This is a genomic window from Bradyrhizobium sp. 139 (genome assembly GCF_023074175.1).
Classification (GTDB): domain Bacteria; phylum Pseudomonadota; class Alphaproteobacteria; order Rhizobiales; family Xanthobacteraceae; genus Bradyrhizobium.
On sequence record NZ_JADPKS010000078.1, the window covers coordinates 73,487 to 95,664 of the forward strand.

The 22,178-nt window shown below is 62.4% G+C and carries 28 protein-coding genes and 1 pseudogene; 17 read left to right on the forward strand and 12 right to left on the reverse strand.

Features of this window, described 5'->3' with window-relative positions; all coding sequences use genetic code 11:
* Nucleotides 1-4 precede the first annotated feature (4 nt).
* Nucleotides 5-628 (reverse strand): class I SAM-dependent methyltransferase, encoded by a 624-nt coding sequence (locus IVA80_RS19100; RefSeq protein WP_247433742.1) that lies wholly within the window; start codon nt 626-628, stop codon nt 5-7.
* Between the two features lie 236 nt (nt 629-864).
* Here IVA80_RS19100 and IVA80_RS19105 point away from each other — a divergent pair, with 236 nt between their 5' ends.
* Nucleotides 865-1,032: a hypothetical protein gene (locus tag IVA80_RS19105; protein ID WP_247433552.1), complete on the forward strand. Its 168-nt coding sequence runs from the start codon at nt 865-867 to the stop codon at nt 1,030-1,032.
* 61 nt (nt 1,033-1,093) lie between these two features.
* Nucleotides 1,094-1,501, forward strand: a complete 408-nt coding sequence (locus IVA80_RS19110; protein WP_247433555.1) for a hypothetical protein — start codon at nt 1,094-1,096, stop codon at nt 1,499-1,501.
* A gap of 352 nt (nt 1,502-1,853) precedes the next feature.
* Here IVA80_RS19110 and IVA80_RS19115 read toward each other — a convergent pair whose 3' ends face one another.
* From IVA80_RS19115 to IVA80_RS19130, 4 genes are all read right to left on the reverse strand, one after another.
* Nucleotides 1,854-2,183 (reverse strand): GcrA family cell cycle regulator, encoded by a 330-nt coding sequence (locus IVA80_RS19115; protein WP_247433558.1) that lies wholly within the window; start codon nt 2,181-2,183, stop codon nt 1,854-1,856.
* 38 nt (nt 2,184-2,221) lie between these two features.
* Complete coding sequence (locus tag IVA80_RS19120) at nt 2,222-2,398, reverse strand: hypothetical protein (protein WP_247433561.1); 177 nt, start codon at nt 2,396-2,398, stop codon at nt 2,222-2,224.
* Between the two features lie 152 nt (nt 2,399-2,550).
* Nucleotides 2,551-2,862, reverse strand: coding sequence for a hypothetical protein (locus tag IVA80_RS19125; protein ID WP_247433564.1), 312 nt, complete (start codon nt 2,860-2,862; stop codon nt 2,551-2,553).
* A gap of 164 nt (nt 2,863-3,026) precedes the next feature.
* On the reverse strand, nt 3,027-3,104 hold the full coding sequence (locus tag IVA80_RS19130) for a hypothetical protein (protein ID WP_247433746.1): 78 nt from the start codon (nt 3,102-3,104) through the stop codon (nt 3,027-3,029).
* A 1,634-nt stretch (nt 3,105-4,738) separates the two neighbouring features.
* On the opposite strand from IVA80_RS19130, the gene IVA80_RS19135 reads away from it, so the two are divergent.
* From IVA80_RS19135 to IVA80_RS19145, 3 genes are all read left to right on the forward strand, one after another.
* A complete protein-coding gene (locus tag IVA80_RS19135; protein WP_247433567.1) occupies nt 4,739-4,915 on the forward strand; it encodes a hypothetical protein in 177 nt (58 codons plus the stop codon).
* Nucleotides 4,916-5,035: 120 nt separating this feature from the next.
* Nucleotides 5,036-5,440 carry a VOC family protein gene (locus IVA80_RS19140; protein ID WP_247433570.1) on the forward strand — a complete coding sequence of 135 codons (405 nt, stop codon included), beginning with the start codon at nt 5,036-5,038 and terminating at the stop codon, nt 5,438-5,440.
* Nucleotides 5,441-5,523: 83 nt separating this feature from the next.
* On the forward strand, nt 5,524-6,987 hold the full coding sequence (locus tag IVA80_RS19145; RefSeq protein WP_247433573.1) for a GH1 family beta-glucosidase: 1,464 nt from the start codon (nt 5,524-5,526) through the stop codon (nt 6,985-6,987).
* Nucleotides 6,988-7,271: 284 nt separating this feature from the next.
* Here the strand turns inward: IVA80_RS19145 and IVA80_RS19150 are convergent, their stop codons facing one another.
* The gene (locus IVA80_RS19150; RefSeq protein WP_247433576.1) at nt 7,272-7,973 is read right to left on the reverse strand and encodes an FCD domain-containing protein; all 702 of its coding nucleotides are present in this window, start codon (nt 7,971-7,973) and stop codon (nt 7,272-7,274) included.
* Nucleotides 7,974-8,171: 198 nt separating this feature from the next.
* Between IVA80_RS19150 and IVA80_RS19155 the strand changes: the two genes are divergently transcribed.
* From IVA80_RS19155 to IVA80_RS19185, 7 genes are all read left to right on the forward strand, one after another.
* Nucleotides 8,172-8,636 carry a cupin domain-containing protein gene (locus IVA80_RS19155; RefSeq protein ID WP_247433579.1) on the forward strand — a complete coding sequence of 155 codons (465 nt, stop codon included), beginning with the start codon at nt 8,172-8,174 and terminating at the stop codon, nt 8,634-8,636.
* Nucleotides 8,637-8,751: 115 nt separating this feature from the next.
* Nucleotides 8,752-10,035 carry an MFS transporter gene (locus IVA80_RS19160; RefSeq protein ID WP_247433582.1) on the forward strand — a complete coding sequence of 428 codons (1,284 nt, stop codon included), beginning with the start codon at nt 8,752-8,754 and terminating at the stop codon, nt 10,033-10,035.
* Between the two features lie 65 nt (nt 10,036-10,100).
* A complete protein-coding gene (locus IVA80_RS19165) occupies nt 10,101-10,958 on the forward strand; it encodes a fumarylacetoacetate hydrolase family protein (RefSeq protein WP_247433584.1) in 858 nt (285 codons plus the stop codon).
* 320 nt (nt 10,959-11,278) lie between these two features.
* Nucleotides 11,279-11,746: a dienelactone hydrolase family protein gene (locus IVA80_RS38225; protein ID WP_346348004.1), complete on the forward strand. Its 468-nt coding sequence runs from the start codon at nt 11,279-11,281 to the stop codon at nt 11,744-11,746.
* 2 nt (nt 11,747-11,748) lie between these two features.
* On the forward strand, nt 11,749-12,054 hold the full coding sequence (locus IVA80_RS19175) for a DUF6295 family protein (RefSeq protein ID WP_247433587.1): 306 nt from the start codon (nt 11,749-11,751) through the stop codon (nt 12,052-12,054).
* A gap of 225 nt (nt 12,055-12,279) precedes the next feature.
* Complete coding sequence (locus IVA80_RS19180; protein WP_247433590.1) at nt 12,280-13,512, forward strand: acetyl-CoA C-acetyltransferase; 1,233 nt, start codon at nt 12,280-12,282, stop codon at nt 13,510-13,512.
* Between the two features lie 280 nt (nt 13,513-13,792).
* Nucleotides 13,793-14,095 (forward strand): HU family DNA-binding protein, encoded by a 303-nt coding sequence (locus IVA80_RS19185; RefSeq protein ID WP_014493658.1) that lies wholly within the window; start codon nt 13,793-13,795, stop codon nt 14,093-14,095.
* 69 nt (nt 14,096-14,164) lie between these two features.
* Here IVA80_RS19185 and IVA80_RS19190 read toward each other — a convergent pair whose 3' ends face one another.
* The 5 genes from IVA80_RS19190 to IVA80_RS19210 form a co-directional block, all read right to left on the reverse strand.
* A complete protein-coding gene (locus IVA80_RS19190) occupies nt 14,165-14,320 on the reverse strand; it encodes a hypothetical protein (protein WP_247433593.1) in 156 nt (51 codons plus the stop codon).
* A gap of 5 nt (nt 14,321-14,325) precedes the next feature.
* Nucleotides 14,326-16,719, reverse strand: coding sequence for an endopeptidase La (lon, locus tag IVA80_RS19195; RefSeq protein WP_247433595.1), 2,394 nt, complete (start codon nt 16,717-16,719; stop codon nt 14,326-14,328).
* A gap of 8 nt (nt 16,720-16,727) precedes the next feature.
* Entirely contained in the window at nt 16,728-17,111 is a 384-nt protein-coding gene (locus IVA80_RS19200; protein WP_247433599.1) for an Hsp20/alpha crystallin family protein, read from the reverse strand.
* Nucleotides 17,112-17,264: 153 nt separating this feature from the next.
* On the reverse strand, nt 17,265-17,846 hold the full coding sequence (locus IVA80_RS19205; RefSeq protein WP_247433603.1) for a ferritin-like domain-containing protein: 582 nt from the start codon (nt 17,844-17,846) through the stop codon (nt 17,265-17,267).
* A gap of 103 nt (nt 17,847-17,949) precedes the next feature.
* A complete protein-coding gene (locus tag IVA80_RS19210) occupies nt 17,950-18,156 on the reverse strand; it encodes a hypothetical protein (RefSeq protein WP_247433606.1) in 207 nt (68 codons plus the stop codon).
* A 213-nt stretch (nt 18,157-18,369) separates the two neighbouring features.
* Here IVA80_RS19210 and IVA80_RS19215 point away from each other — a divergent pair.
* From IVA80_RS19215 to IVA80_RS19225, 3 genes and pseudogenes are all read left to right on the forward strand, one after another.
* Nucleotides 18,370-18,516 (forward strand): annotated as a pseudogene (locus tag IVA80_RS19215) (MarC family protein); the annotation flags it as partial.
* Nucleotides 18,517-18,682: 166 nt separating this feature from the next.
* The gene (locus IVA80_RS19220; RefSeq protein WP_247433609.1) at nt 18,683-19,330 is read left to right on the forward strand and encodes a class II aldolase/adducin family protein; all 648 of its coding nucleotides are present in this window, start codon (nt 18,683-18,685) and stop codon (nt 19,328-19,330) included.
* Between the two features lie 8 nt (nt 19,331-19,338).
* The gene (locus IVA80_RS19225) at nt 19,339-21,126 is read left to right on the forward strand and encodes a chloride channel protein (protein WP_247433613.1); all 1,788 of its coding nucleotides are present in this window, start codon (nt 19,339-19,341) and stop codon (nt 21,124-21,126) included.
* A gap of 7 nt (nt 21,127-21,133) precedes the next feature.
* Here the strand turns inward: IVA80_RS19225 and IVA80_RS19230 are convergent, their stop codons facing one another.
* Nucleotides 21,134-21,391: a DUF2798 domain-containing protein gene (locus tag IVA80_RS19230; RefSeq protein WP_247433617.1), complete on the reverse strand. Its 258-nt coding sequence runs from the start codon at nt 21,389-21,391 to the stop codon at nt 21,134-21,136.
* Nucleotides 21,392-21,439: 48 nt separating this feature from the next.
* On the opposite strand from IVA80_RS19230, the gene IVA80_RS19235 reads away from it, so the two are divergent.
* Nucleotides 21,440-21,685 carry a hypothetical protein gene (locus IVA80_RS19235; protein ID WP_247433620.1) on the forward strand — a complete coding sequence of 82 codons (246 nt, stop codon included), beginning with the start codon at nt 21,440-21,442 and terminating at the stop codon, nt 21,683-21,685.
* Nucleotides 21,682-22,086: a hypothetical protein gene (locus IVA80_RS19240; RefSeq protein ID WP_247433623.1), complete on the forward strand. Its 405-nt coding sequence runs from the start codon at nt 21,682-21,684 to the stop codon at nt 22,084-22,086. The genes IVA80_RS19235 and IVA80_RS19240 overlap by 4 nt, the downstream gene beginning before the upstream one ends.
* Nucleotides 22,087-22,178 lie beyond the last annotated feature (92 nt).

Sequence of the window (22,178 nt, forward strand, 5' to 3'; positions counted from 1 at the left end):
GGACCTATGACATCCTGATAAAGCTGCTGAACTGAAAATTCTGCACCGATTGCCACGGCGTCGCATGCTGATGACGGCGATGATCCGTCAATTTGAAGCCGGCGCCGAGCAGCGCGGCGATACTGTCGGCGCTGTGACGCGTCACCGGCAGGCCGCTGCATTTCTCCGGACCATCGACCGCAAATGTGCCAATGATGACATGGCCGCCGATCTTCACGGCTCGTCTGATACATCCGACATAAGCCGCTTGTTCTTCAGGCGCGCTGAGAAAATGAAACGCCGCGCGGTCATGCCAGACATCGTATGTCCGCTTTGGCTGCCACGCCGTCACGTCCGCCACGATCCAGTCCACGCCGTCGCTGGCGGCGCCGAGCCGCGCCCGCGACGCGGCGAGGGCTGCGTTGGATAGATCGAGCACGGTGACACCCGTATATCCGGCGGACAGCAGGGCATCGACCAGTCGGGATGTCCCGCCGCCGATATCAACAATCGCCGACGTTGGTCCTGCGCCGGTGAGCGCGATCAACTCGATCGATGGTGACGGGCTCTCCTGGAACCAGCTGACCTCGCGTTCGCCTTTGCTTTCGTATACAGCCTGCCAATGGGCCGCACGACCTGAACTCGTCACGACGCCTGATCCTTTCCGTGCTGATTTCCGCGATCCTCGACCACGAGCATCACTCAACGCATCCGTGTTCTCGCCCTGGACCCGGACGGCGATCTCGTCAGGCGGCTTCGCGGGCGCGCGCGGGCGAGGCTTGGCCCGCGCTGCATTTTACCAGTCAGAAACCATAGCAAATGATCCAAAAACTTTAACGAAACTCTTCAGCCGTGTCTGCGTCGGTTTGCCGGAGGGCCCGTCTGATGACCGAGCAACAATTGAGAGAGCAGGAATTTCAGATCGCGCGATACAGGCATTTGGAGCGCGAAGTCACCGATCCGCTTGCCGCCTGCCTGCTTCACAGCATCATCGAGGACCTTGAAGCCGAGTTGCGAAGGAACCGACCGGATTGGCACGGGCCGTGCGATTAACGGTTTCTTAGCGCTAATCATGCGCATTGTTGGGAGGGGGACACCAGGGGAGGCTGCTCCCATGCTGAAGGACGGCACCTATGCGGCGTGGCACAAGACGCCGCTCGACCAGGGTACCGGGATCGTCCATGTCGCAGACGGACAAGTCTGGGGCTGCGACAGCCTGATGACGTATCACGGCTCCTGCAAGGTCGATGGCGATCGCTTCACCGCCACCGTGTCGACGAAGCGCCATACCGACGGATGTGCAACGGTCTTCGGCGTCGATGATGAGCTCACGCTGGACATCGAGGGGAACTGCCCCGGCAAGCTCGCGACTTACACGGCGACGGCAGCGCAGGTGCCGGGAATGATCCTCCAGGGGACACTGATTCTGACGCAACAGCAGCCGCCCGCACGTGAACGGACCGAGCAGGCAGTGGCGTTCAATCCCGACAAACTTCCGAAATTGCCGAAGCACCCGCGCTGATCGCGGGCGCCGGCGAGCCGGACCATCTCGGCTATGAAGCGAAGCAAAAGGGTTGCTCAAGGCTGCGCGCGTCCACGCCCGGCCCAGCGAGGCCTCGAATGTCGTCAGCTTCTGGGCCCATCGCGGTCATTGCAGGGATAAAGGCCGATGGCGGCTTTCTGGCCCTAAGCCGAAGAGCGCATCAGCCGCCGTGATGTCCGCTGTCGCTGGTAAACCGGATGACGAGCTGCACTTGCCTCGATCGCTGCATTTGACCCCGAAGCAGACGAAGCCTTGGGAAGGTATACGACGGCCGAACCCGTCGAACTGGGCCAAGCACTAGCGGGAACGCAACAACGCTCGTGGTGAGCTCTTAGTCAGTGTTTCTGACCGCCTCGGCCAACATGGAGTAGAGCTGCTGCTTGCTGAATTCCTTGGGCTGCTGCCTCCGCGCTGTGTTCCGCGACACTTTCCGTGCGACTGGACGGGCGCAGGCTGCCGACGACGTCGGCCTCAGCTTCGGGGGCGGCCTTATCTTAGGCGTTGCTGTGGGCGGCTTGTGGCCGCGCTTCAGGCCCAGACGGGTCAGCATGCCGCAGACCGCGTTACGACTGCACCCGATACGACGCGCAATCTGCGCCGCGCTCTGTCCTGCGGACCAGAGCCTATTGAGGAGCGCTATGTCTTTCGTATCCCAGCCCATGACAAGATATTATAGCGCTGACTGCCGAACACGCTAGTCTAGTCTTCGTCCGGCTCGCGCACGACCGGCGGTTCGTCAGCGTCATCTTCCTCTTCGTCGTCTTCGTCCTCCTCGTCTTCATCGGGATCTCTTGGCGGCATCGCGGTGCCCATAAGCACGAGCGTTGTCCGGTAAATCGCTGTGGTGGAAAATGCTTCGGAGGTGTGTTGCTTCATGTTGCTGCTACTCCTTGAAAACCACGCGCAGTCGCATATTCCTGAAGGACGGCACGCGCATGTCCAGGGCGCGATCGCTGCAGACGGGGACATCAAGTCGATGACGACATGAGGAAGGGTGGCATCCGCCGCGCAAATGGCGGCGTTTTCGGCTACTTTATGCCCGAGTACTCATTCGGCTCTATGTTCACCAAAACCTCGCCGCTGGTGATTTCGGGAACTCCAAGATCGAGGTCATGTAGACTTGCTTGAACAAACGCCAGTATCTTGGCGTTCACTGCATTGGCGCTTTCGCGGTCGTCAAATATCATCACGGCGATACCAACGCCGTCGCCGGCATCCAGCACATAGTAAGATCTGAATCCGCGCGATTGCCTTAGGATCTGGCCGACGCCGCTCTTGGCGCGGCGAGCGGCGTCCGCTACCGAACGAACCTTGGTGTACTTGCGCATGACCATGTACATGAGGCCACCAGCGCCACACGCCCCAACGCATCAAAGCATATCGGTCCCAGTCGGACTAGGGCCAATTTCCGAGATGGGCCACAGTGTCCGGTTGGGCGGACCGCGCAACGCGCTTTTTCCAATGAGTCCTCCTCGCCCTGCAAGTGGGGGCGAGGTGCTGAGGCTCAGGAGCCCTCGAACTTGAACGATACGTTGAGCTTGGCGTGATAGGCCTCGACTTTTCCCTTGTCATCCAGCTGCATATCGATCTTGACGACCTCTGCAATGCGAAGGTCTCGAAGAGATTTTGCAGCTGCTCAACCGCATTCGCGGCCGCCTTCTCCCATGACTCGTTGCTGGTACCGACAGTTCAACGACCTTGTAGACGCTGTCAGGCATGTCGTCCTCCTGTCCGGTATGACCCAGGAAATTTAGCATCAGGGTCTCGACGCCGATACGTCTCGGGGATGCCGCCCGGAGCCGGGAAGGGACAAAACTGCATTAGGCGGAGGGCGGCTTTGGCCCGAGCTAACCTGCCGGACCAGCGCCATCATGTCCGTGTTGAGGTCTATGCCAACAACCTCCCGACGGCCCCCGTTCATCCAACAGCCGCGCCACGACGCCGGTTCCGCAGGCGACATCGACTACGCTTTCCCCCTTTGTCGGTCTGGTACGGTCGAGCAGATCCTTGGCCCAAATCGACGTGATGGCGGGGACGAGATAGCGCTCATAGAGCTCAGGGGCGGTGGCATCCATCTGGCAATGCTCACGCGCTACCATGAAAACTTCCGAAAATGCCCAGGGTGAAAACGCCAGAAAAGCAATGCCAGAAAAAGAATGAGAAAGTTATGCCTGTGCTGGCCGATATGACCAACCGGCACAAGGTCTCCGCAAACTCTGCTTGTGACTCTTTACCGACATTCGAACTGCATCGCGCGAGCCATGTGGTGGCAAGCTTTTCAAAAAGATGCAGTGGTACTGTCCCTTTGACCCCCAAATTCATGGTGATAGTGTCATAACCGCGCGGTCTGTCCGGGAGGACACAATGGGATGGTTTGACCGGCTGTTTGGAAGGACGTCGGCGCCTGCTACCCGGCTCTTTGCGAGATTTAGGCGGAAATCACGGGCACCGACAGATCCTGATCTTCTGAAGATTGCCAAAGACCGAAAAAAGCATATTTCGCGGAGAGCCGTGAGAGATGAATATAATCGGCTGCTTTTGGAGAAGTACGCGCACGACAAGTCCTGATGTCTAATTCCATCCGGTGGTCCCACTACGTGCCAGCGAAGCTCCTCATCTCCGGCGGCTTCTTTCTCGCCTCGCTTATTGGTCGTCAGCGGGACAGGCTGACTGCCGCATCGAGAGCAGCCGTTGCCCCCAAGGGACGGTCACGAAATCTCCCTCCCGCCAGTTAGCTTGAAAGCATAATCTTGCCGGCCAATGTCGTCATTGCCGCTAAGGTTCTGACCCACGAAGCGATGGCGCTACGTCAGTATCAGCAGCATGGTTGTCGCCGTGGGTCTGGTGTGTGCCGGGGCCCTGGTAATCGGTCAATCGCACGTGCCATCAGACGCCATAGCGTCATCGGTAACGCGTACTCTGGAGCTTATTGAGCGTGCGTGGCACCTGCCCGTTCGTAGAGTAATATCCCACTGCATGTCGCCTATTGGCCCTCGGCCGAAGGTCGCTTGAACGCATGTTATGTCGGTTGTCAGAGGCAAACCGGATGCCGATCCAGCTTGGCGTCCACCGCCGCTTTTGATCCACAGCCGACCTGCCGTGCGCGCCCGGTCGAGGACCACTTGTGACCCGGAACGGACCTCGTCAAGCGAACGCACCCGTTGCAGACGATCTGTACAACGCGTACCGTCGCCGATGCCGATACAAGGAACCCCAATGACTGATCGAGAAAAGATTCTAATTGCCCTTCGCGAAAAGCCTCTGAAGACTTTCGAAATCATGAAGCGCGTGAACATAAAGCATCAGGACGACTGCCAATCGCTCCTGTTGAGGATGCGTGACGACGGCGCCGTGAAGTTCGATATTCACAAGGGACATTGGCTCGCTGCGTGAAAAACGTTCGCTTGGTCACCACGGCTCCAAGTTCCTTTCGCTGACGCTCGGCCGATGGTTTGGCGGAAGCGAACGAGCTTGAGGCTTGCAAAAGCTTGAGACTTGGAAAGGAGAGACGGCATGCTAGGGAACGCGAAGGTGGCGACCCGGCTTCCAGCAAGAGACCTCAATCGGGCGCGGGCGTTCTATTCCGAAAAACTTCGGATCGAGCCGACCGAACAGCGCGAGGGCGGGCTCCGCTACGTCTGTGCGGCTGGTGAGTTTGCGATATTCATCTCGGCCGGAACGCAATCGGGCACGCACACACAGATGGGTTGGGAAGTTGAGGATATCGAGGCAACCGTGCGCGAACTTCGCGTGCGGGGAGTCGCGTTCGAGGAGTATGACCTGCCCGGCCTGAAGACCGTCAATGGGATTGCGGAGATTGCCGGGAATTACCCCAGCAAAGGGATTGGTGAACGAGGCGCGTGGTTCCGCGACAGCGAAGGCAATCTGCTGGGAATCGGGCAACCGGTTCGAACTTGACGGGCGGCTTGGCCGCCGGCACTTTTCAAACCGCCTGCGACCCGCCATTGTGCCACTGCAACAATCATCTCAGGGCAGCATCAATGTCGGACAAGGTCTCGCGTCGCCAGTTTGCCACGCTGGCGGGATTGTCCGCAGCCGGAATCGCAAATCCGCTGGAGACCGCCGAGGCCAGGCCGGCAGCGGCGCCGCGCGGCATGGATGGCTTTCCGGCGGGCTTTGTCTGGGGCACCGCGACCTCATCCTATCAGGTCGAGGGCGCGGTCAACGTGGACGGGCGGGGGGCCTCGATCTGGGACAAGTTCGTGCGCATCCCCGGCAAGATCGAGGACGGCACCAATGGCGACCGCGCCGTTGAGCATTATCACCGCTACAAGGAGGACATCGCGCTCATTAGGGAGCTCGGCTGCAAGGCCTATCGCTTCTCCGTGGCCTGGCCGCGAGTGTTTCCCGATGGTGACGGCAAGCCGAACCCGAACGGACTCGACTTCTACAATCGCCTCGTCGACGAGCTCCTGAAGAACGGCATCGAGCCGTGGCTGACGCTGTATCATTGGGACCTGCCGCAATCGCTCCAGGATCGTTTTGGCGGCTGGCGCTCGACCGAGACTTGCAAGAGTTTCGGCGACTATGCGGGCTATGTCGCCGGGCACCTCACCGATCGCGTCAAGAACGTGTTCACTCTCAACGAGAGCGGCCGCTTCGTCCATTTCGGCTATGGTCTCGGCATCGATGCGCCGGGCTTGACGCTGCCGCAAAGAGAGATCAACCAGATCAGGCATAACAGCGCGCTCGCGCACGGGCTCGCGGTGCAGGCGGTGCGGGCGCACGGCCGCCGCGGCACCAGGGTTGGGCCGGCCGAGAACATCGACGTCTGCGTTCCCGCGATCGACGCGCCCGAGCATGTCCGTGCGGCCGAGATCGCGCTGCGCGAGATGAATGCCGGCTATCTCAACGTCATCATGACCGGCCAGTATACCGACGCCTTCCTGAAATACGCGGGCGCCAATGCGCCGAAATACACCGACGCCGAGCTGAAGATCATCTCCTCGCCGGTCGACTTCCTCGGTCTCAACATCTACGCGCCGCAAAACTACGTGGTGCCCTCGGACCAGGGCGCGGGTTTCATGCCGCTGCCGATCCCGAAATCCTTTCCGCACATGAATTCGGACTGGCTGCGCGTCGCGCCGGAGACGATCTACTGGGTGCCGAAGCTGGCGGCAAAAATCTGGAAGACGGACGCGATCTATATCAGCGAGAACGGTACCTCCGGCGACGATGTCGTCACCCCCGACGGCAAGATCTACGACACCGACCGCATCATGTACCTGCGCAATTATCTCGCCCAGCTCCAGCGCGCCACGGCCGAAGGCGTGCCGCTGCGCGGCTATTTCCTCTGGAGCCTGATGGATAACTTTGAATGGGTGTTCGGGCTCAACAAGCGGTTCGGGCTCTATCACGTCAATTTCGAAACCCAGGTCCGCACGCCGAAACTCAGCGCAAGCTTTTACCGCAACGTGATCACGAAGAATGCGGCGGGGGCGTAGCTCTCTACGGTGGGTTGACGTCTGCGGGGCATCCACCGCGAAGTCCCTGGAGCCCACGAGATCAACTGCGCGAAGATATTCCCGCGCCCCTCAATCGGCAGGGCTATCGCATATGACAACGGGCGGCTGGACGCCCGCTTTGGCGGGCTCCTCACCATGAGGGTCAGACATCTCGCCGCAAAACGCGACTTCATCCTGAAAGCCTGCCGCAGGCAGGCGTCTCGAAGGATCGGCCGCAAGCAAGCTTCCAGCCACGTTTTTCTTCAGATGCGACAGCTCGGCCTCTAATCGGGGCCCACCAAACTGCGGCGGACGTCGATCAGGTGGCTCTTCATCTCGCGCGCCGCACGATGGGCATCGCGAGCTCTGATGGCTGCGAGAATGCTGCGATGCTGCTTCTGGGTCGTCAATCGTCGCGCGGGCGAAAGGACTCTTTCCTTCAAGGCGGCCCAGTCGGCTTTGCGGCGAACCGCGTTGATCGCATCGTAGATGTCGATCAAGAGGTGGTTGCGACAGGCGGCGATCAGCGTCTGATGGAACAGGCCGTCCCACATTTCGAATTCCGAGATCGTCGGCGCGTCTTCGCCCTTTTTCAGGCATTCGGCCATCGCATCGAGGTCGGCGCCGTTTGCGCGGGCGGCGGCACACTCGGCAGCTTGAGGTTCGATCATCAGCCGAACTTCCATGATCTCGCTCGGGCTGGCGTTCACGATCCGGCGCGCCAGATCATCCGGCTGAGGCCGGCTTCTTTGCTCGACGAAAGTCCCGCGTCCGACATGCCGGACGATCTGGCCCGAGTCCTCCAGCTGCTGCAACGCGCGACGAATCGTGTTCCGCGCCACGCCGTAGCGATCCGATAGCGCGCGCTCGGTCGGAATGCGTTCGCCGGACTTCCATCGCCCTGCGTCGATGGCTTCCTGAAATGAAGACAGGAGACGGTCTGCCGGTGTCTGTTTCGCCGTGCGTCGTGCAGTGTCCGTGGTCATCGCAGCATGCCCATGATTGTTGTGTAGCCAACCTATACCATTTGGACCAATAATGGACCACCCAGAAATGCAACTTTACAGCTTATTCAAGCGAGCGTTGACGTCCGCTCGCCGCCGTGACAGCATAGACTCAAGACAATGGTTCAATTGGTTCAATGTCGAGCCAAAATGAAAAACAATCGTCGGAAGGAAGGAAACATGACCACCGCGTTCACCCCCAACGCCAAAAATCACGAAGGTATCGGGCCGCTCGCTTCGCGCCTCGTGCATGCCAACGACATGCCCTGGGAGCCGATCCGCTATCCCGGCTGCTATGTGAAGACGCTCATGGTCGACAAGGCTTCCGGGTTGCTCACCGTGCTGTTGAAAATGGATCCCGGCGCCGAACTCCCGGATCATGAGCACGTCATGCTTGAGCAGACGTTTGTGATCGAAGGTCGTCTGGTCGACAAGGACGGACCGGAGAAGGGTCTGTCCTGCGGACCCGGCGAGTTCATCTGGCGACCGGCAGGCAGTCGTCATTCGGCGTGGACGCCGGAAGGCGGCCTGATGATCGCCGTCTTCCAGGTCCCCAACAAGTTCTACGAAAAGGACGGCAGGGTCGTGGATCTGGTCGGCGACGACTGGGGACTAAAATGGGGCAAGACCATCCAGCACGCCTGACGATCACGGCGCGCGGCGGTCGGCGTCTTTCAAGAGAATAGCAGGGATGCGGGCTCGCGCCGATGTCGGCGCGACCTCGTCCGCTTGTCATAAAAAAGCACGAGGGAGGAATTTTGTGTCGGATCAGGTAGCCAATACCACGACAGAACAAGGCGGCGCTGTTCTCGGATGGTACCAGGAACTCTCTGCCAAGGAGCGTCGAACGCTCTGGGCTTGCTTTACGGGGTGGGCTCTCGATGCCATGGATGTGCAGCTCTACAGTCTGGTCATCGTCACCATCACCGCGCTCTGGTCCATCAGCCGCGGTGATGCGGGCCTGCTCGCCACTGCCACATTGCTCGCGTCCTCGGTCGGCGGCTGGCTCGTCGGCATTCTCGCCGACCGCTTCGGCCGGGTGAGGATGCTGCAGATAACCATTTTGTGGTTCTCGGTATTCACGTTCCTCTGCGCCTTTGCGAATTCCTACGAGCAGCTCTTCCTGTTCCGCGCGCTGCAGGGTTTCGGATTCGGCGGCGAATACGCCGCGGGAGCCGTGCTGATCGGCGAGATCATCCGGGACGAGCATCGCGGGAAAGGCAATGGCATCGTCCATTCGGGCTGGGCGGTCGGATGGGGAGCTGCGGTCATCGCCTACACCGTCCTGTTCACGTTCCTGCCGGAAACCGTTGCCTGGCGCGCTCTGTTTGCCGTCGGCATCCTGCCCGCGATTTTCGTGTTCTTCATTCGCCGCTTCGTCGACGAACCGCCGCTGTTCGTGGAGGCCCAGAGCCGTTACGCCAGCGGGCGCGAGGCGCGCCCGAGCTTTCTCCAGATCTTTGCGCCGTCGTTCCTGAGAACCACGATCCTGGCTTCACTGCTCACGATCGGCACTCAGGGCGGATATTACGCGATCATGATCTGGTTGCCGACCTACCTGAAGACCGTGCGCGGCCTCACGGTGCTGAGCACGGGCGGTTACCTCGCGATCATCATCGTGGCCTCCTTCTTTGGCTACGTGATCAGCGCCTATCTCACCGATATTCTGGGGCGACGCAGGAATTTCATCCTGTTTGCCGTCTGCTCGATGGTCACCGTGCTCGCGTACATGTTCCTGCCGATCGGCGATTCCATGCTGCTGTTTCTCGGCGCGCCGCTCGGTTTCTTTGCCTCGGGCATCTACAGCGGCATCGGCGCCTTCTTCAACGAGCTCTATCCGACCAGTGTGCGCGGGTCCGGTATCGGCTTCTGCTTCAATATCGGTCGTGCGATCGGTGCGTTGTTTCCCGCGCTGGTCGGCTACATCAGCGCCAGCATGCCGCTCGGCGAGGCCATAGGTATCTTCACGGTCGCCGCGTATGGGCTGATCATCTTCGCCGCCTTGTTGCTGCCTGAGACGAAGGGCCGGTCGCTCACCGCCTGACATCCTACCGAAGAAAGGGCGGCGTGCTTGTGGCATGCCGCCCGACCGACCATGCAAGGAGACTCATGAAACTCGCTCGCTACGTTGCAAACGACGGCATGCAGATCGGCTGTATCGATCCTTCGGAAACGACCATCGCGCCGCTTCCCGGCGTCAAGGATATCTTCGACGCCATTGACCGAAGCGCCGAACTGAAGGCTGCCACAACCGGCAAGGCGCGACCGCTCGCCGAGGTCAAGCTGCTGGCGCCGATCCCGGAGCCGCGCCGCAACATATTCTGTGTCGGCAAGAACTATCGCGACCATGCCCGCGAATTCTCCAACAGCGGATACGAGGCCGGTGCAGTGAAGGGCGCCGAGATTGACAGTCATCCTGCCGTGTTTACCAAGCCCGCAAACACCGTCGTGGGGCCGAACGACGTCGTGCAGTTGCACGCGCACGTGACGTCGAGCGTCGATTATGAGGCCGAACTGGCCGTGATCATCGGCAAGGAAGGCCGTGACATCGCGCGTGAGCGCGCTTACGACCACATTTTCGGCTACACCATCGTGAACGACGTGACGGCTCGTGATCGTCAACGCAATCACAAGCAGTGGTTTTTGGGCAAGGCGCTCGACACCTTCTGCCCGATGGGGCCATGGATCACGACCGGTGACGAACTCGATCCTGAAAATCTCGACGTAAAGTGCTGGGTCAACGGCGAATTGCGCCAGAATGCCAACACAAGTGATTTGATTTTCGACATCCCGACCCTGGTTGCGACGATTTCTGCCGGACTTACCTTGAAGCCGGGCGACATCATCGCGACCGGCACGCCGGCAGGCGTCGGGCTCGGATTCAATCCACCAAGGTTCCTCCGAGCCAGCGATTCGGTGTCGATCTCGATCAGTCATCTGGGGATGTTGACGAATACGTTCCAATAGTCCGTGGTTGCACCATCAAGGAGTGAACCGATGTCATACTACCGAGGCCTGGCGTGCGAGAACATCTCGCTTGATGGAGATGGTGGAACGCCCATTACGGCCTACGTGGCCAGGCCGTCCGGGCCGGGACCCTTTCCGGGGGTGGTGCTCATCCATCATCTTCCGGGTTGGAGCGAGTTCTACATCGAGACGACGCGGCGGTTCGCCCATCATGGTTTTCTTGCGATCTGCGCCAATCTTTATGAGCGCGCCGGGCAGGGCAATCCCGACGATGTTGCCGCCAAGGTCCGGGCTGAGGGCGGTATCCCGATGCGCAGATGGTGGGCGACACCGCGGCGGCCGTGCGGTGGATGCGCGCGCAACCGGGCTTGAACGGCAAGGTCGGCCTTTTTGGCTCCTGCTCCGGCGGCCGCCACGCCTTCATTTATGCGTGCCTGAAACAGGATGTCGACGCCTGCGTCGAGCTGTGGGGCGGGCGGGTCGTGATGAGCAAGGAAGAGCTCAACGACAAGACGCCGGTCGCGCCGATCGACATGACGAAGGATTTAAGCTGTCCGCTGCTCGGGCTGTTCGGCAACGATGACAGGGCACCAAGCCCGGAGCAGGTCAACATGCACGAAGCCGATCTGAAGAAGCACGGCAAGGTTCACGAATTCCACCGCTACGACGGGGCCGGCCACGGGTTCTTCTACTGGCACCGGCCGCTCTACCGCCCGGAACAGGCCATGGACGGCTGGAGCAAGGTCTTCGCGTTCTTGCGCAAGCATCTCGCCGGTCAGGGAGGCTGACAATGTGCACGTCGATCGTCGAAGTCGTCCGCGCCGAGGGCATGGCCAAGCGGGGGGACGAATGGTTTCCGATCTCCCACAGCGTCGTGGCCTATGACCATGCACGCCATGCCCAGCTCGGTGATGTGATCACGCTCGATTTCGTCAATGTCGCCCTTGAGCCCGGCGCCCGGGCCGGCATCGAGCTGACGCTCGAGACGGCCGTGGAACTGCGCGCGGCGCTCGATCGCGCTATCGCGGCGGCCGAATTCGAGGAGGCCGAGGTGAGGGGCAAAGGCGCGTTGTCCGGCGTGAGTCGCGCTGCCTGACACGCATCGGGCGAGGCGCCGCGATATTCGCGCGGCTCTCGCCGTTTCGCTCGACCTATCAATCGGTTCGCGAGCGCCACCGCGCCTCATCCCGTCCCCTCATTTCTACTGTGCTTGGGGTTGTTTTCGCATTTTTTGTAAGGAGGGCAGGCGCCGGCGTGCATTGACTCCCCTATGCCGCTGATTGAAAACGCCCTGAACATTCATGGCAGGAGGACAACGCCAATGACCGATGCACTCATCATCGATGCCTGCCGGACCCCGCGGGGCGTCGGCAAGGCCGGCAAGGGAGCGCTTTCGGGCATTCACCCGCAGCAGCTCGGTGCGACCGTGCTGCGTGCGCTCGCCGACCGCACCGGCATCGACACCGCCGATGTCGACGACATCGTCTGGGGCTGCAGCGCGCAGGTAGCGACCCAAAGCGGCGACCTCGGCCGGATGTCGGCGCTCGATGCCGGCTACGACGTGCGCGCCAGCGCCGTGACGCTCGACCGCTTCTGCGGCTCCGGCATCACCAGCGTCGCGATGGCCGCGGCCTCGATCATGTCGGGCACCGAAGACCTCGTCATCGCCGGCGGCTGCGAGATGATGTCGATGGAAGGACGCCGCGGCGGCGGTCCGATGATGATGGACTCTGGCAATCTGCGCCTGCGTGCGCGGCATCCGCAGTCGCATCAGGGCGTCTGCGCCGACGCCATCGCAACCCTCGAGGGCATCACGCGGCAGGACGTCGACGCGCTCGGTCTCGAAAGCCAGAAGCGCGCAGGCTTTGCGATGGCGAACGGTCACTTCAAGAAGAGCCTCGTGCCGGTTCATCGCGAGGACGGCAGCCTCGCGCTCGATCGTGAAGAATATCCGCGGCCGCAGACCACGATGGAAGGGTTGAGCGCATTGAAGCCCGCATTCCCCGCAATCGCCGACTACGCGCTCGACGACAAGGGGACGACCTATCGCGGTCTTATTCTGCAAAAATATCCGGACCTGAACATCGACTTCATGCATCACGCCGGCAACTCCTCCGGCGTCGTCGACGGTGCCGCCGCGATCCTTCTCGCATCGTCCGCTTATGCCAGGGCGCACGGCCTGAAGCCGCGCGCCCGCGTCGTCGCGATGGCCAACATGGGGGACTCGCCGACCTTGATGCTGAACGCGCCGGTGCCGGCCACGCGCAAGGTGCTGGCGAAGGCGGGGCTGACCATCGACGACATCGACCTGTTCGAGATCAACGAGGCTTTTGCGGTGGTGGCGGAAAAGTACATCCGTGACCTCAGGCTCGACCGGGCCAAGGTCAACGTCAATGGCGGCTCGATCGCGCTCGGCCACCCGATCGGCGCCACCGGCTCGATCCTGATCGGCACCGTGCTCGACGAGCTCGAACGGCGTGACCTCAAGCGCGGTCTAGTCACCATGTGCGCCGCCGGCGGCATGGCTCCGGCCGTCATCATCGAGCGCGTCTAGCCTTATTTTCCAGGGTGAATCGCGACCGGCCTTTCACAAAGAGGCCGGTCGTCGCTTGTCGAAAGCAGCGAATCAGCTTTAGCAAGGCGGCGTGCGGGCCTTTGAAACAAGGCAAAAACCGCTGCCGGAGGCTCCTTCCGCTCTGGAAGCCGCTGAAAAGCAGGGTTTTTTGCCAAAGAGGGCCAAAAAGCCCGTAAAATCGCGATAAAACTGTGCAGAAGGCTCTGGGCCTTCAACGGTTAGTCTAAGATGCAACCGGCAACGAATCAGAGGAGACACGATGCCAACCCAAATGTCGAAATCGCAGCTGATCGAAAAGATTGCGACTGCCACCGAGCTTTCCAAGCGCGACGTCAAGAGCGTCATGGAGACGCTGACCGACGTCGGTCACAAGGAGCTCAAGAAGAACGGTCTGTTCCTGGTGCCGGGCTTCGCCAAGTTCGTGGTCATCAAGAAGCCCGCGACCAAGGCGCGCAAGGGCACCAACCCGTTCACGGGTGAAGAGATGATGTTCAAGGCCAAGCCGGCCCGGAAGATCGTCCGCGCCCGCCCGGTCAAGGCCGCCAAGGACGCTGTGGGCTAACAACGCAAAGGCCCCCTTCGCAGGAGGGGGCCTTTTGATTGACGACCGCGAGGGCTGATTCGGAGGGGATCAGCCCTTGCGGCGCTTCACTCGCACCGGGACCGGCTGAAGCCGCGGCTCCGGTGCCGCCAGCGCATCGCGAATCCGGTCGGTGGCGCGATCAAGCAACTGGCGCAGGCGCTGCGTTTTCCGCGATCGCTTTGCTCTTTTCAGCAGTTTCTTCATCGCCTTCACTCCGCCGCTTCGACCTTGGCATCGGCCGGCTCGAGCGCTGCCGCGATAGCCTCGTCGACGCGCTCCAGCCAGATGAATTCAAGGTTGTCCCGCGCGCTCTTCGGAATGTCGTCGTAGTCCCGCTTGTTGCGCGCCGGCAGCATTACTCGCTTCAATCCGGCGGCGGCCGCAGCCACCACCTTCTCCTTGATGCCGCCGACCGGCAGCACCAGACCGCGCAGCGAAATCTCGCCGGTCATCGCCGTGTCGCTGCGCACCGTGCGATTGGTGAGCAGTGACGTCAGCGCCGTGAACATCGCAACGCCCGCGCTCGGCCCGTCCTTCGGGGTTGCGCCCGCCGGCACGTGAACGTGGATGTCGCTCTTCTCGAACAGCTGCGGATCAATGCCGAGCTGCGTGGCTTTGCTCTTCACCAGCGTCATCGCAGCCTGCACGCTCTCGCGCATGACGTCGCCGAGCTGACCGGTCAGGATCATCCCGCCCTTGCCTGATACGCGCGAGGCCTCGATGAACAGGATGTCACCGCCGACCGGCGTCCAGGCAAGGCCAGTGGCGACGCCGGGAATGCTGGTGCGCTGCGCGATCTCGCCTTCGAAGCGCGGCTGGCCGAGCACGGTGGCAATGTCCTTTGGGGTGACCACCACCTTCGCAGCCGTGCCTTCGGCGACCTGCACCGCGGCGTGCCGGAACACCTTGCCGATCTCGCGCTCGAGATTACGCACGCCGGCCTCCCGGGTGTAGCCCTTGACGATCAGCTTCAACGCCTCCGGCTCGATCTCGGCCTGCTCGGCCGTCAGGCCGTTGGCCTCGAGTTGGCGCCGCACCAGATAGCGCTGCGCGATCTCCAGCTTCTCCTCCTGGGTGTAACCGGCCAGGCTGATCAGCTCCATGCGGTCCAGGAGCGGACCCGGGATCTGGTCCAGCATGTTGGCGGTCGCGATGAACACCACGCGCGACAGGTCGAAGGGCACGCCCAGGTAATTGTCGCGGAACGTCCCGTTCTGCTCGGGGTCGAGCACCTCCAGCATCGCGGCCGAGGGATCGCCCTGCACACCGCGGCCCATCTTGTCGATCTCGTCCAGCATCATGACGCAGTTCCGGGCGCCGGCCTTCTTGATGCCTTGAATGATGTTGCCGGGCAGCGCGCCGATATAGGTGCGCCGGTGGCCGCGGATCTCGGCTTCGTCATGCACGCCGCCGAGGCTGACGCGCACGAAGGGGCGATCCATCGCGCGTGCGATGGACTGGCCGAGCGAGGTCTTGCCGACGCCGGGCGGGCCGACGAAGCACAGGATCGGCGCCTTGCCCTGCGGGGCCAGCTTGCGCACTGCCAGATATTCGATGATCCGGCTCTTGATCTTCTCCAGGCCGAAATGATCGGCATCCAGGATGCGGCGCGCCTCTTTGATGTCGATCGGCTTCTCCGCGGGCAAAGCCCAGGGCAGCTCGATCAGCCAGTCCAGATAAGTGCGGACCATGCCGGCTTCGCCGGCGGCCTCCGGCATGCGCTCGTAGCGGCGCAGCTCCTTCCTGGCGTGCGCGTCCGCCTCCGGCGGCATGCTGGCCTTGGCGATGGCAGTCGTCAGCTCGGCGACCTCGGCCGCCTTGCCGTCGCCTTCACCGAGCTGGCGCTGGATGGTCGCCATCTGCTCGCGCAGGATCGCCTCGCGCTGCCGCTCGTCGAAGCTGGCGCGGGTCTTTTGGCCGATCTCGTTGGAGATGCGCAGCACCTCCAGCCGCTCGGCCAGATGCTTCGACACCTTCTCGACGCGCAGGGCGAGGTCGACGGTCTCCAGCACCTCCTGCTTGTCCTGCGGCTTGATGTCCATGAACGAGGTCGCCAGATCCGCCAGCGCGCCCGGGGCGGTGGTGCCCTGGAACATCGCGGCCAGTTCGGGCGGCGCCTGCGGCAGCAGCTCGATCGCCTCGACGGCCTGGCGCTGCAGGTTCAGTGCACGCGCCTCGATCTCGGGGGAGATCGTGGTCGGCTCCGGAATCTGCTGGATCCGCGCGGCGGGGAACGGCGTGCCCGGCAGGAAGTCGATGATGCGCGCGCGCTGCACGCCCTGGCAGACGATGTGATGCGAGCCGTCGGGCGCGGTGATGTAGCGCACGATGTTGGCGATGGTCCCAACGCGATAGAGATCGTCCGGCCCGGGCTCCTCGATCTCGGGGCTGCGCTGCAGGACGATGCCGATCGGCCGCTGCTCGCGTAACGCCTGCTGCGCGGCGGCGACCGATTTCGGCCGCGCGATCGCAATCGGCGCGATGGCGCCGGGGAACAGCACCATCTCGCGCACGGGGATGACGATCAGCGCGTCTTCGGGGATCTTCACGTCGGAATTGTTTTGGGAACTGGTCTGGGCGGTATTCATCTGTTCGGTGGCCATGATCGACCTCAGGATTTGGCGAGGCGCAGTGCGACGCAGCCGTCCATCACGAAGCGGCTGATGGCGTAGCGGCCAAGGGGAAGCGCGATGCGCCGCTCAAAGCGGCCCTGCGGCAGCTCGAGCCGGTGGATGCGGGCGTTGCGAAGCTCCGGCGGCAGGGTGCGCTGGCCGGAGATTACGAGCACGCCGTCATGGATTACCGTCTCGACATTGTCGGGGTTGACGCCGGGAAGCGCGATCAGGATCAGGAGCTCATGCTCGGTTTCGAGCACGTCGATCGGCGGCTCCCAGCAGGCCTCCTGGCGGCCGAACTGCTGGCGCAGCCGTTCGGCGCGGGTCAGCGAGTCCAGGGCTTCGGACAGCATCCAGTCGAGGGGATTTTTGGGTTGCATGATGCAGGCTCGGCGATGGGAAAGGCTGCATATGGGGCTGGTTCCCGAGAATTCCAGCCCGGCGGCGCGGACGTGCCATGCGGATCGTGCGATCCGAAAAAGGCAAACGCCGCGGCCCGGACCGCGGCGTTCCGATATCAGACGGAATGCGGCTCAGGCTGCTTCGCGGTATTCCTCTTCCGCCTCGAGGTTGATCACGGAGGTGGCGAGCTCGGTCAGGGTGTGATCGGTCGCCTCTTCCTCGTCCAGCGTCGCCTGGAGCAATCTTGCGGCGTCCTGCATGCCGAGCTCCTCGGCCCAGGTGCGCAACGTGCCGTAGCGGGAGATCTCGTAGTGCTCGACCGCCTGCGCCGCCGCGAGCAGGCCGGCGTCGAGGGCAGGAGCGTTCTTGAACTCCTTCATGATCTCGGCGCCTTCGTCGGTAATGCCGTTGATCGCTTCGCAAGGCTTGCCGCGCGCGGGCTTGCCCAGCATCTTGAAGACCTGGTCCAATCGTTTGACCTGGCCCTGCGTTTCGCGCAGATGCTTGTTGAAAGCCGCCGCGAGCTCCTTCGAGTTTGCCGCCTTGGCCATTTTAGGCAAGGTCTTGATGATCTTGTTCTCGGCGTAATAGATGTCCTTCAGCGTTTCCAAGAACAGGTCGCTCAGCATCTTCGGTGCCTGACGCGCGCGGCGCGCCGATGATTTCTTGGTTGTGCGTTTCTTCGTTGTGCGTTTCTTCGCTCTTTTGGCCATAAATCCTCCTGTCGAGGTGAACGGGAAGGCCCGGCCTTCCTCTATCCTCGAGCGATCAAGACTCGGAGACGCCAAAGGTTCCCAATCTGCAACGGGTTGCTGACTAACCCGGCCGCTTGTACGGATCTTCCTGGCGCTGTCGCGCTTCCGTCGCGCGATCGAGGCGTTCGCGCTCGCTGCGGCGCAGGTGGCCGGCCTTCATCACGCCGTAGACGAGGACACCGCCGAGCACGAATGCGCCGATGAACCAGAGCCAAAGCATCTGGGTCGAGGCGTGCCCCAGCAGCATGCTAACTCCGCTGTCGCTCATAGATGATCTCCACCATGTCCTTTGCGGTTATCGTCAGCTAAGTCGGCTGGCGGAAGGTCGTTCCTAGCGGTCATCGCACGCGGCGCGTCACACCAGATACGCCAGATGCTGCCGCACCGGAGTCCCCTTCGTCTCGACGCGCCGTGCGGTCGCCGGCCTCGGTCGATCGCCATTTCGATCTGCGGCGATTGAGGCGAGCTGTTCACCGCACGCTGCTTCGTCTCCGCGAGCCTGATCGCGCGCACCCTCGGGCGCACCGGAAATGCCGTGCTCTCACACGTGCTCGGCATGCTGCTCGCAGCCTATTCGGTGCAGTTCGTCATCAACGGAATTGCAGCCGTCGGGGCGAGCCTGCCATAAGGCTGTGACAATCTGTTAATCTGTTGATTTTGCGGTCCTATTTCGTGCCCTTGCGGTGTCTCCGGCAAGACAGCGCCTGATCCAGGCCGCTTTTTCTTGCACTGCCACATTGCTTTGACGTACTTCCCGTCTAACAAACGCCCATCGCCAGGAAATCGAGATATCGATGACAGCGGACGAGCTCGACAAGAGGCAGGCCATCATCGACGCGTGCCGCCGCATGAACGCGCTCGGCATCAACCAGGGCACCTCGGGCAATATCAGCGTCCGGCATGCGGACGGGCTTCTGGTCACGCCGACCAGCGTGCCCTATGACGCCATGACGCCCGACCAGATCGTTTTTATGACTATGGAGGGCGCGCATGCCCCGAGCCAGAAGCCGTCCAGCGAATGGCGCTTCCATCGCGACATCCTGAAGTCGCGGCCCGACGTCAACGCCGTCGTGCACGCCCATCCGACTTATTGCACCATCCTGGCGATCATGGGCATGGAGATCCCGCCCGTGCACTACATGATCGCAGCGGCCGGCGGCGACAGCATCCGCTGCGCACCCTATGCCACCTTCGGAACGGCGGAACTATCCGAGCATGCGCTGCGGGCGCTGGAGGGAAGGCTCGCCTGCCTGCTCGACCATCACGGCATGATCGCGGTCGGCAAGACGCTGGACAAGGCCATGTGGCTCGCCGTCGAGGTCGAGACCCTGGCGCGGCAGTATCACGGCTGCCTCCAGATCGGGAAACCGCCGCTGCTTCCCAGCGACGAGATCGAACGTGTCCGCCAGCGCATGGCCGGCTACGGCATGTCGGAAGGTTAGGGCAGGCGGTGTTCGCGCGGATCAGACATATCACCGATCGCAAGGGATCGAACCGCGTCATGGTTCGGCTCCGCGCGCTGTTGCGCAGCAACGAGTTCTACCTGATCCCGCTGGCCCTCGTGATCGGCACACTGGTCGGCGCGATCGTGACGCTGATGGCCGAGATCGCGCAGATTGCCCATATGGTGATCTACGGCATTCCCGTCGATGTTCGCCTGTCCGCCAATGCGCGCGTCAGCCCTTGGGCGGCGCTGCTCGCGCCCGCACTCGGTGGGTTGGCACTCGGCATCATGGAATGGTCGCGGCGGCGCATGAAGATTTCGAACGCGGTCGACCCGATCGAGGCCAATGCACTGCGCGGCGGCAATCTGTCGATGCGCGACAGCGTGGTGGTGTCGAGCCAGACGCTGATCTCCAACGGCTGCGGCGCCTCGGTCGGCCTCGAGGCCGGCTATACCCAGATCGGCTCGGGCATTGCCTCGCTGCTCGGCAAGTTCTTCAATCTTCGCCGCACCGATCTTCGCCTGATCGTCGGCTGCGGCGCCGCCGCTGCAATCGCGGCGGCGTTCGGCGCGCCGATCACCGGCGCCTTCTATGCCTGCGAGCTGATCGTCGGCGTCTATTCGGTCGGCAGCGCCGCCCCGATCCTGGCGGCCTCGCTGGCCGGTGCCCTGACCGCGCAATGGCTCGGCGGCGCGCCGTACTCCCTCGAAATACCGAAGGTCAGCTCGGTCGGCATCGAGCAATATCTGGCGCTGGTCGGGCTCGCGCTCGTGACCAGCGGCGTCGGCATCGCGGTGATGCGTTCGTCTTCGACGTTCGAGCGCCTGTTCGCCTGGCTACCGATCTGGCTGCGGCCGGTGATCGGTGGCCTCATCGTCGGCGGCTTTGCGATTCTCACGCCGCAGGTGCTGGCGGCCGGCCACGGCGCCATGGTGCTCGATCTGTTTCACGACATGACGATCGGTCTGATCGCACTGATCATCGCCCTGAAGGTGACGGCCTGCCTGATCTCGCTCGCCTCCGGCTTCCGCGGCGGACTGTTCTTCGCCTCGCTGTTCGTCGGCAGCCTGATCGGAAAATTCTTTGCCGCGGTGCTGTTGCTGATCAGCCCGAATTTCGTGATCGACCCGCTGGTCGCGATGCTGACGGGTATGGCCACGCTCGGCGTCGCCATTGTCGGCGGTCCTCTGACCATGTCGTTCCTCGTGCTCGAGATGACCCGCAATGTCGACGTCACGGCCGTGGTGCTGGCCGGCTGTATCGTCACCTCGATCTGCGTCCGCTTCATGTTCGGCCATTCCTTCTCGACCTGGCGCCTGCATCTGCGTGGCGAGACGATCCGCAGTGCCAACGACGTCGGCTGGCTGCGCAACCTCACCGTCGAGCGGCTGATGCGCTCGGACGTCGGCAAGGTGCCGTCGACCACGACGATCGCTGCGGTCCGTGGCGAGTTCGCGCTGGGATCGCGGCCCGGAATCGTCATCGTCAACAATGCGGACGAATATGTCGGGCTCGTCCTGCTGCCGGACCTGTTCTCCAGCGACCTCGACACCATTGCGGACGAGATCCAGGTGATCGAGCTCGCGCGCCTGACCGAGATCGTGCTGATCCCGGAAATGAACGTGAAGTCGGCGATGGCGGTGTTCGACGAGGCGGAGGCCGAGATGCTGGCGGTGGTCGATTCCACCGACAGCCGCAAGGTGGTCGGCTTTCTCACCGAGACCTTCGCCCGCCGCCGCTATGTCGAGGAGATCGACAAGGCGACGCGCGGCGTGCTTGGCGCGCTGTCTTAGCCGTGAGCTATCGGCCTGGTTGAGGCGGAGCCGCGACGACGCAGCCCACGATCCGGCGGACCAGTGGCAGCACCATCAGCAGTGTTGGAAAGGCGACGAGCCATGATAGCCCCCAGGCGCCGGGCCAGGTCGCGAGGAACGCCGGCGTCGCGCCAAGGCTCCGCAGCGTCGAAATGACCGACACCACGGCCGTCATGAGGATGGACAGCACGAATGGCATCACGATCGGCGCATAGCGCGCCGGCAGTTTGCGAACCGCAATCATCTGATTTCTCTCGAGGAAAAGGACGCGTCAGTCACGTTGAACCCTGAAATGGCATCGATTCCGACGGCGTCGGTTGATGCGTTGGTTCACGTAAAACGCTTACGGCGACCGAAAAACGGCGCGGTTGTTCATTATCCGCTCAGGTTCGACGGTTCAAGCTGCATCTGGTCGTTCGGTTTACAATCGTTCAAAGCGTGGCAGATTGCCGCGATCATGAAACCATTTCAGTGGTTTTCGCGTTATGAATGGTTTGCTTATGTCGCTTTGGGCGAGAACAGAGGAAGGTCGAGATGAGTGATGGACCGATGATTTCCGCAGCCGGCCGCAACATCGTCCTCGCCGCCTTCGCAAGCCTCGCCATGGTTGCGGCCTCTGCATCGCCCTCGGCTGCGGCCTCTTCGGTGCCGGACAAGGCGGTGTCCGCAAAGGCCGTCACGGCAGGTCAGGCTTCCTCCGCCGTCACAGATTTCAGCGCCGCTCGCCGCCACCGCTATTATCGGCGAGGTCCGAATGCCGCGGGTCTGGCCTTCATGGGCGTGGCGGCAGGTCTGATCGGAGGCGCGATCGCCGAGAGCCGGCGCCAGGAGTATTACGAGAACCGCTATTATTACGGCCCGGGTCCTTACTACGGTGGCCCGGGGTATTACGGCGGCGGTCCCTACTACGGGCCGCGTGGTTATTATCAGCCGTACTAGGGCGCGTACTCATAATCTTCATCTTCGTCGATGTCCGGCTCGACCCGACACCGACCGCCCTGGTGCAACCGCAGCAGATGTCGCGATGGGCC

What these genes read in the sequence shown, in the direction of transcription:
- IVA80_RS19105 (WP_247433552.1), top strand. Translation starts at nt 865, where the DNA reads ATGACCGAGCAACAATTGAGAGAGCAGGAATTTCAGATCGCGCGATAC.
- IVA80_RS19110 (WP_247433555.1), top strand. Translation starts at nt 1,094, where the DNA reads ATGCTGAAGGACGGCACCTATGCGGCGTGGCACAAGACGCCGCTCGAC.
- IVA80_RS19115 (WP_247433558.1), bottom strand. Translation starts at nt 2,183, where the DNA reads ATGGGCTGGGATACGAAAGACATAGCGCTCCTCAATAGGCTCTGGTCC.
- IVA80_RS19120 (WP_247433561.1), bottom strand. Translation starts at nt 2,398, where the DNA reads ATGAAGCAACACACCTCCGAAGCATTTTCCACCACAGCGATTTACCGG.
- IVA80_RS19125 (WP_247433564.1), bottom strand. Translation starts at nt 2,862, where the DNA reads ATGTACATGGTCATGCGCAAGTACACCAAGGTTCGTTCGGTAGCGGAC.
- IVA80_RS19130 (WP_247433746.1), bottom strand. Translation starts at nt 3,104, where the DNA reads ATGCAGCTGGATGACAAGGGAAAAGTCGAGGCCTATCACGCCAAGCTC.
- IVA80_RS19135 (WP_247433567.1), top strand. Translation starts at nt 4,739, where the DNA reads ATGACTGATCGAGAAAAGATTCTAATTGCCCTTCGCGAAAAGCCTCTG.
- IVA80_RS19140 (WP_247433570.1), top strand. Translation starts at nt 5,036, where the DNA reads ATGCTAGGGAACGCGAAGGTGGCGACCCGGCTTCCAGCAAGAGACCTC.
- IVA80_RS19145 (WP_247433573.1), top strand. Translation starts at nt 5,524, where the DNA reads ATGTCGGACAAGGTCTCGCGTCGCCAGTTTGCCACGCTGGCGGGATTG.
- IVA80_RS19150 (WP_247433576.1), bottom strand. Translation starts at nt 7,973, where the DNA reads ATGACCACGGACACTGCACGACGCACGGCGAAACAGACACCGGCAGAC.
- IVA80_RS19155 (WP_247433579.1), top strand. Translation starts at nt 8,172, where the DNA reads ATGACCACCGCGTTCACCCCCAACGCCAAAAATCACGAAGGTATCGGG.
- IVA80_RS19165 (WP_247433584.1), top strand. Translation starts at nt 10,101, where the DNA reads ATGAAACTCGCTCGCTACGTTGCAAACGACGGCATGCAGATCGGCTGT.
- IVA80_RS19175 (WP_247433587.1), top strand. Translation starts at nt 11,749, where the DNA reads ATGTGCACGTCGATCGTCGAAGTCGTCCGCGCCGAGGGCATGGCCAAG.
- IVA80_RS19180 (WP_247433590.1), top strand. Translation starts at nt 12,280, where the DNA reads ATGACCGATGCACTCATCATCGATGCCTGCCGGACCCCGCGGGGCGTC.
- IVA80_RS19185 (WP_014493658.1), top strand. Translation starts at nt 13,793, where the DNA reads ATGCCAACCCAAATGTCGAAATCGCAGCTGATCGAAAAGATTGCGACT.
- IVA80_RS19190 (WP_247433593.1), bottom strand. Translation starts at nt 14,320, where the DNA reads ATGAAGAAACTGCTGAAAAGAGCAAAGCGATCGCGGAAAACGCAGCGC.
- lon (WP_247433595.1), bottom strand. Translation starts at nt 16,719, where the DNA reads ATGGCCACCGAACAGATGAATACCGCCCAGACCAGTTCCCAAAACAAT.
- IVA80_RS19200 (WP_247433599.1), bottom strand. Translation starts at nt 17,111, where the DNA reads ATGCAACCCAAAAATCCCCTCGACTGGATGCTGTCCGAAGCCCTGGAC.
- IVA80_RS19205 (WP_247433603.1), bottom strand. Translation starts at nt 17,846, where the DNA reads ATGGCCAAAAGAGCGAAGAAACGCACAACGAAGAAACGCACAACCAAG.
- IVA80_RS19210 (WP_247433606.1), bottom strand. Translation starts at nt 18,156, where the DNA reads ATGAGCGACAGCGGAGTTAGCATGCTGCTGGGGCACGCCTCGACCCAG.
- IVA80_RS19220 (WP_247433609.1), top strand. Translation starts at nt 18,683, where the DNA reads ATGACAGCGGACGAGCTCGACAAGAGGCAGGCCATCATCGACGCGTGC.
- IVA80_RS19230 (WP_247433617.1), bottom strand. Translation starts at nt 21,391, where the DNA reads ATGATTGCGGTTCGCAAACTGCCGGCGCGCTATGCGCCGATCGTGATG.
- IVA80_RS19235 (WP_247433620.1), top strand. Translation starts at nt 21,440, where the DNA reads ATGGCATCGATTCCGACGGCGTCGGTTGATGCGTTGGTTCACGTAAAA.
- IVA80_RS19240 (WP_247433623.1), top strand. Translation starts at nt 21,682, where the DNA reads ATGAGTGATGGACCGATGATTTCCGCAGCCGGCCGCAACATCGTCCTC.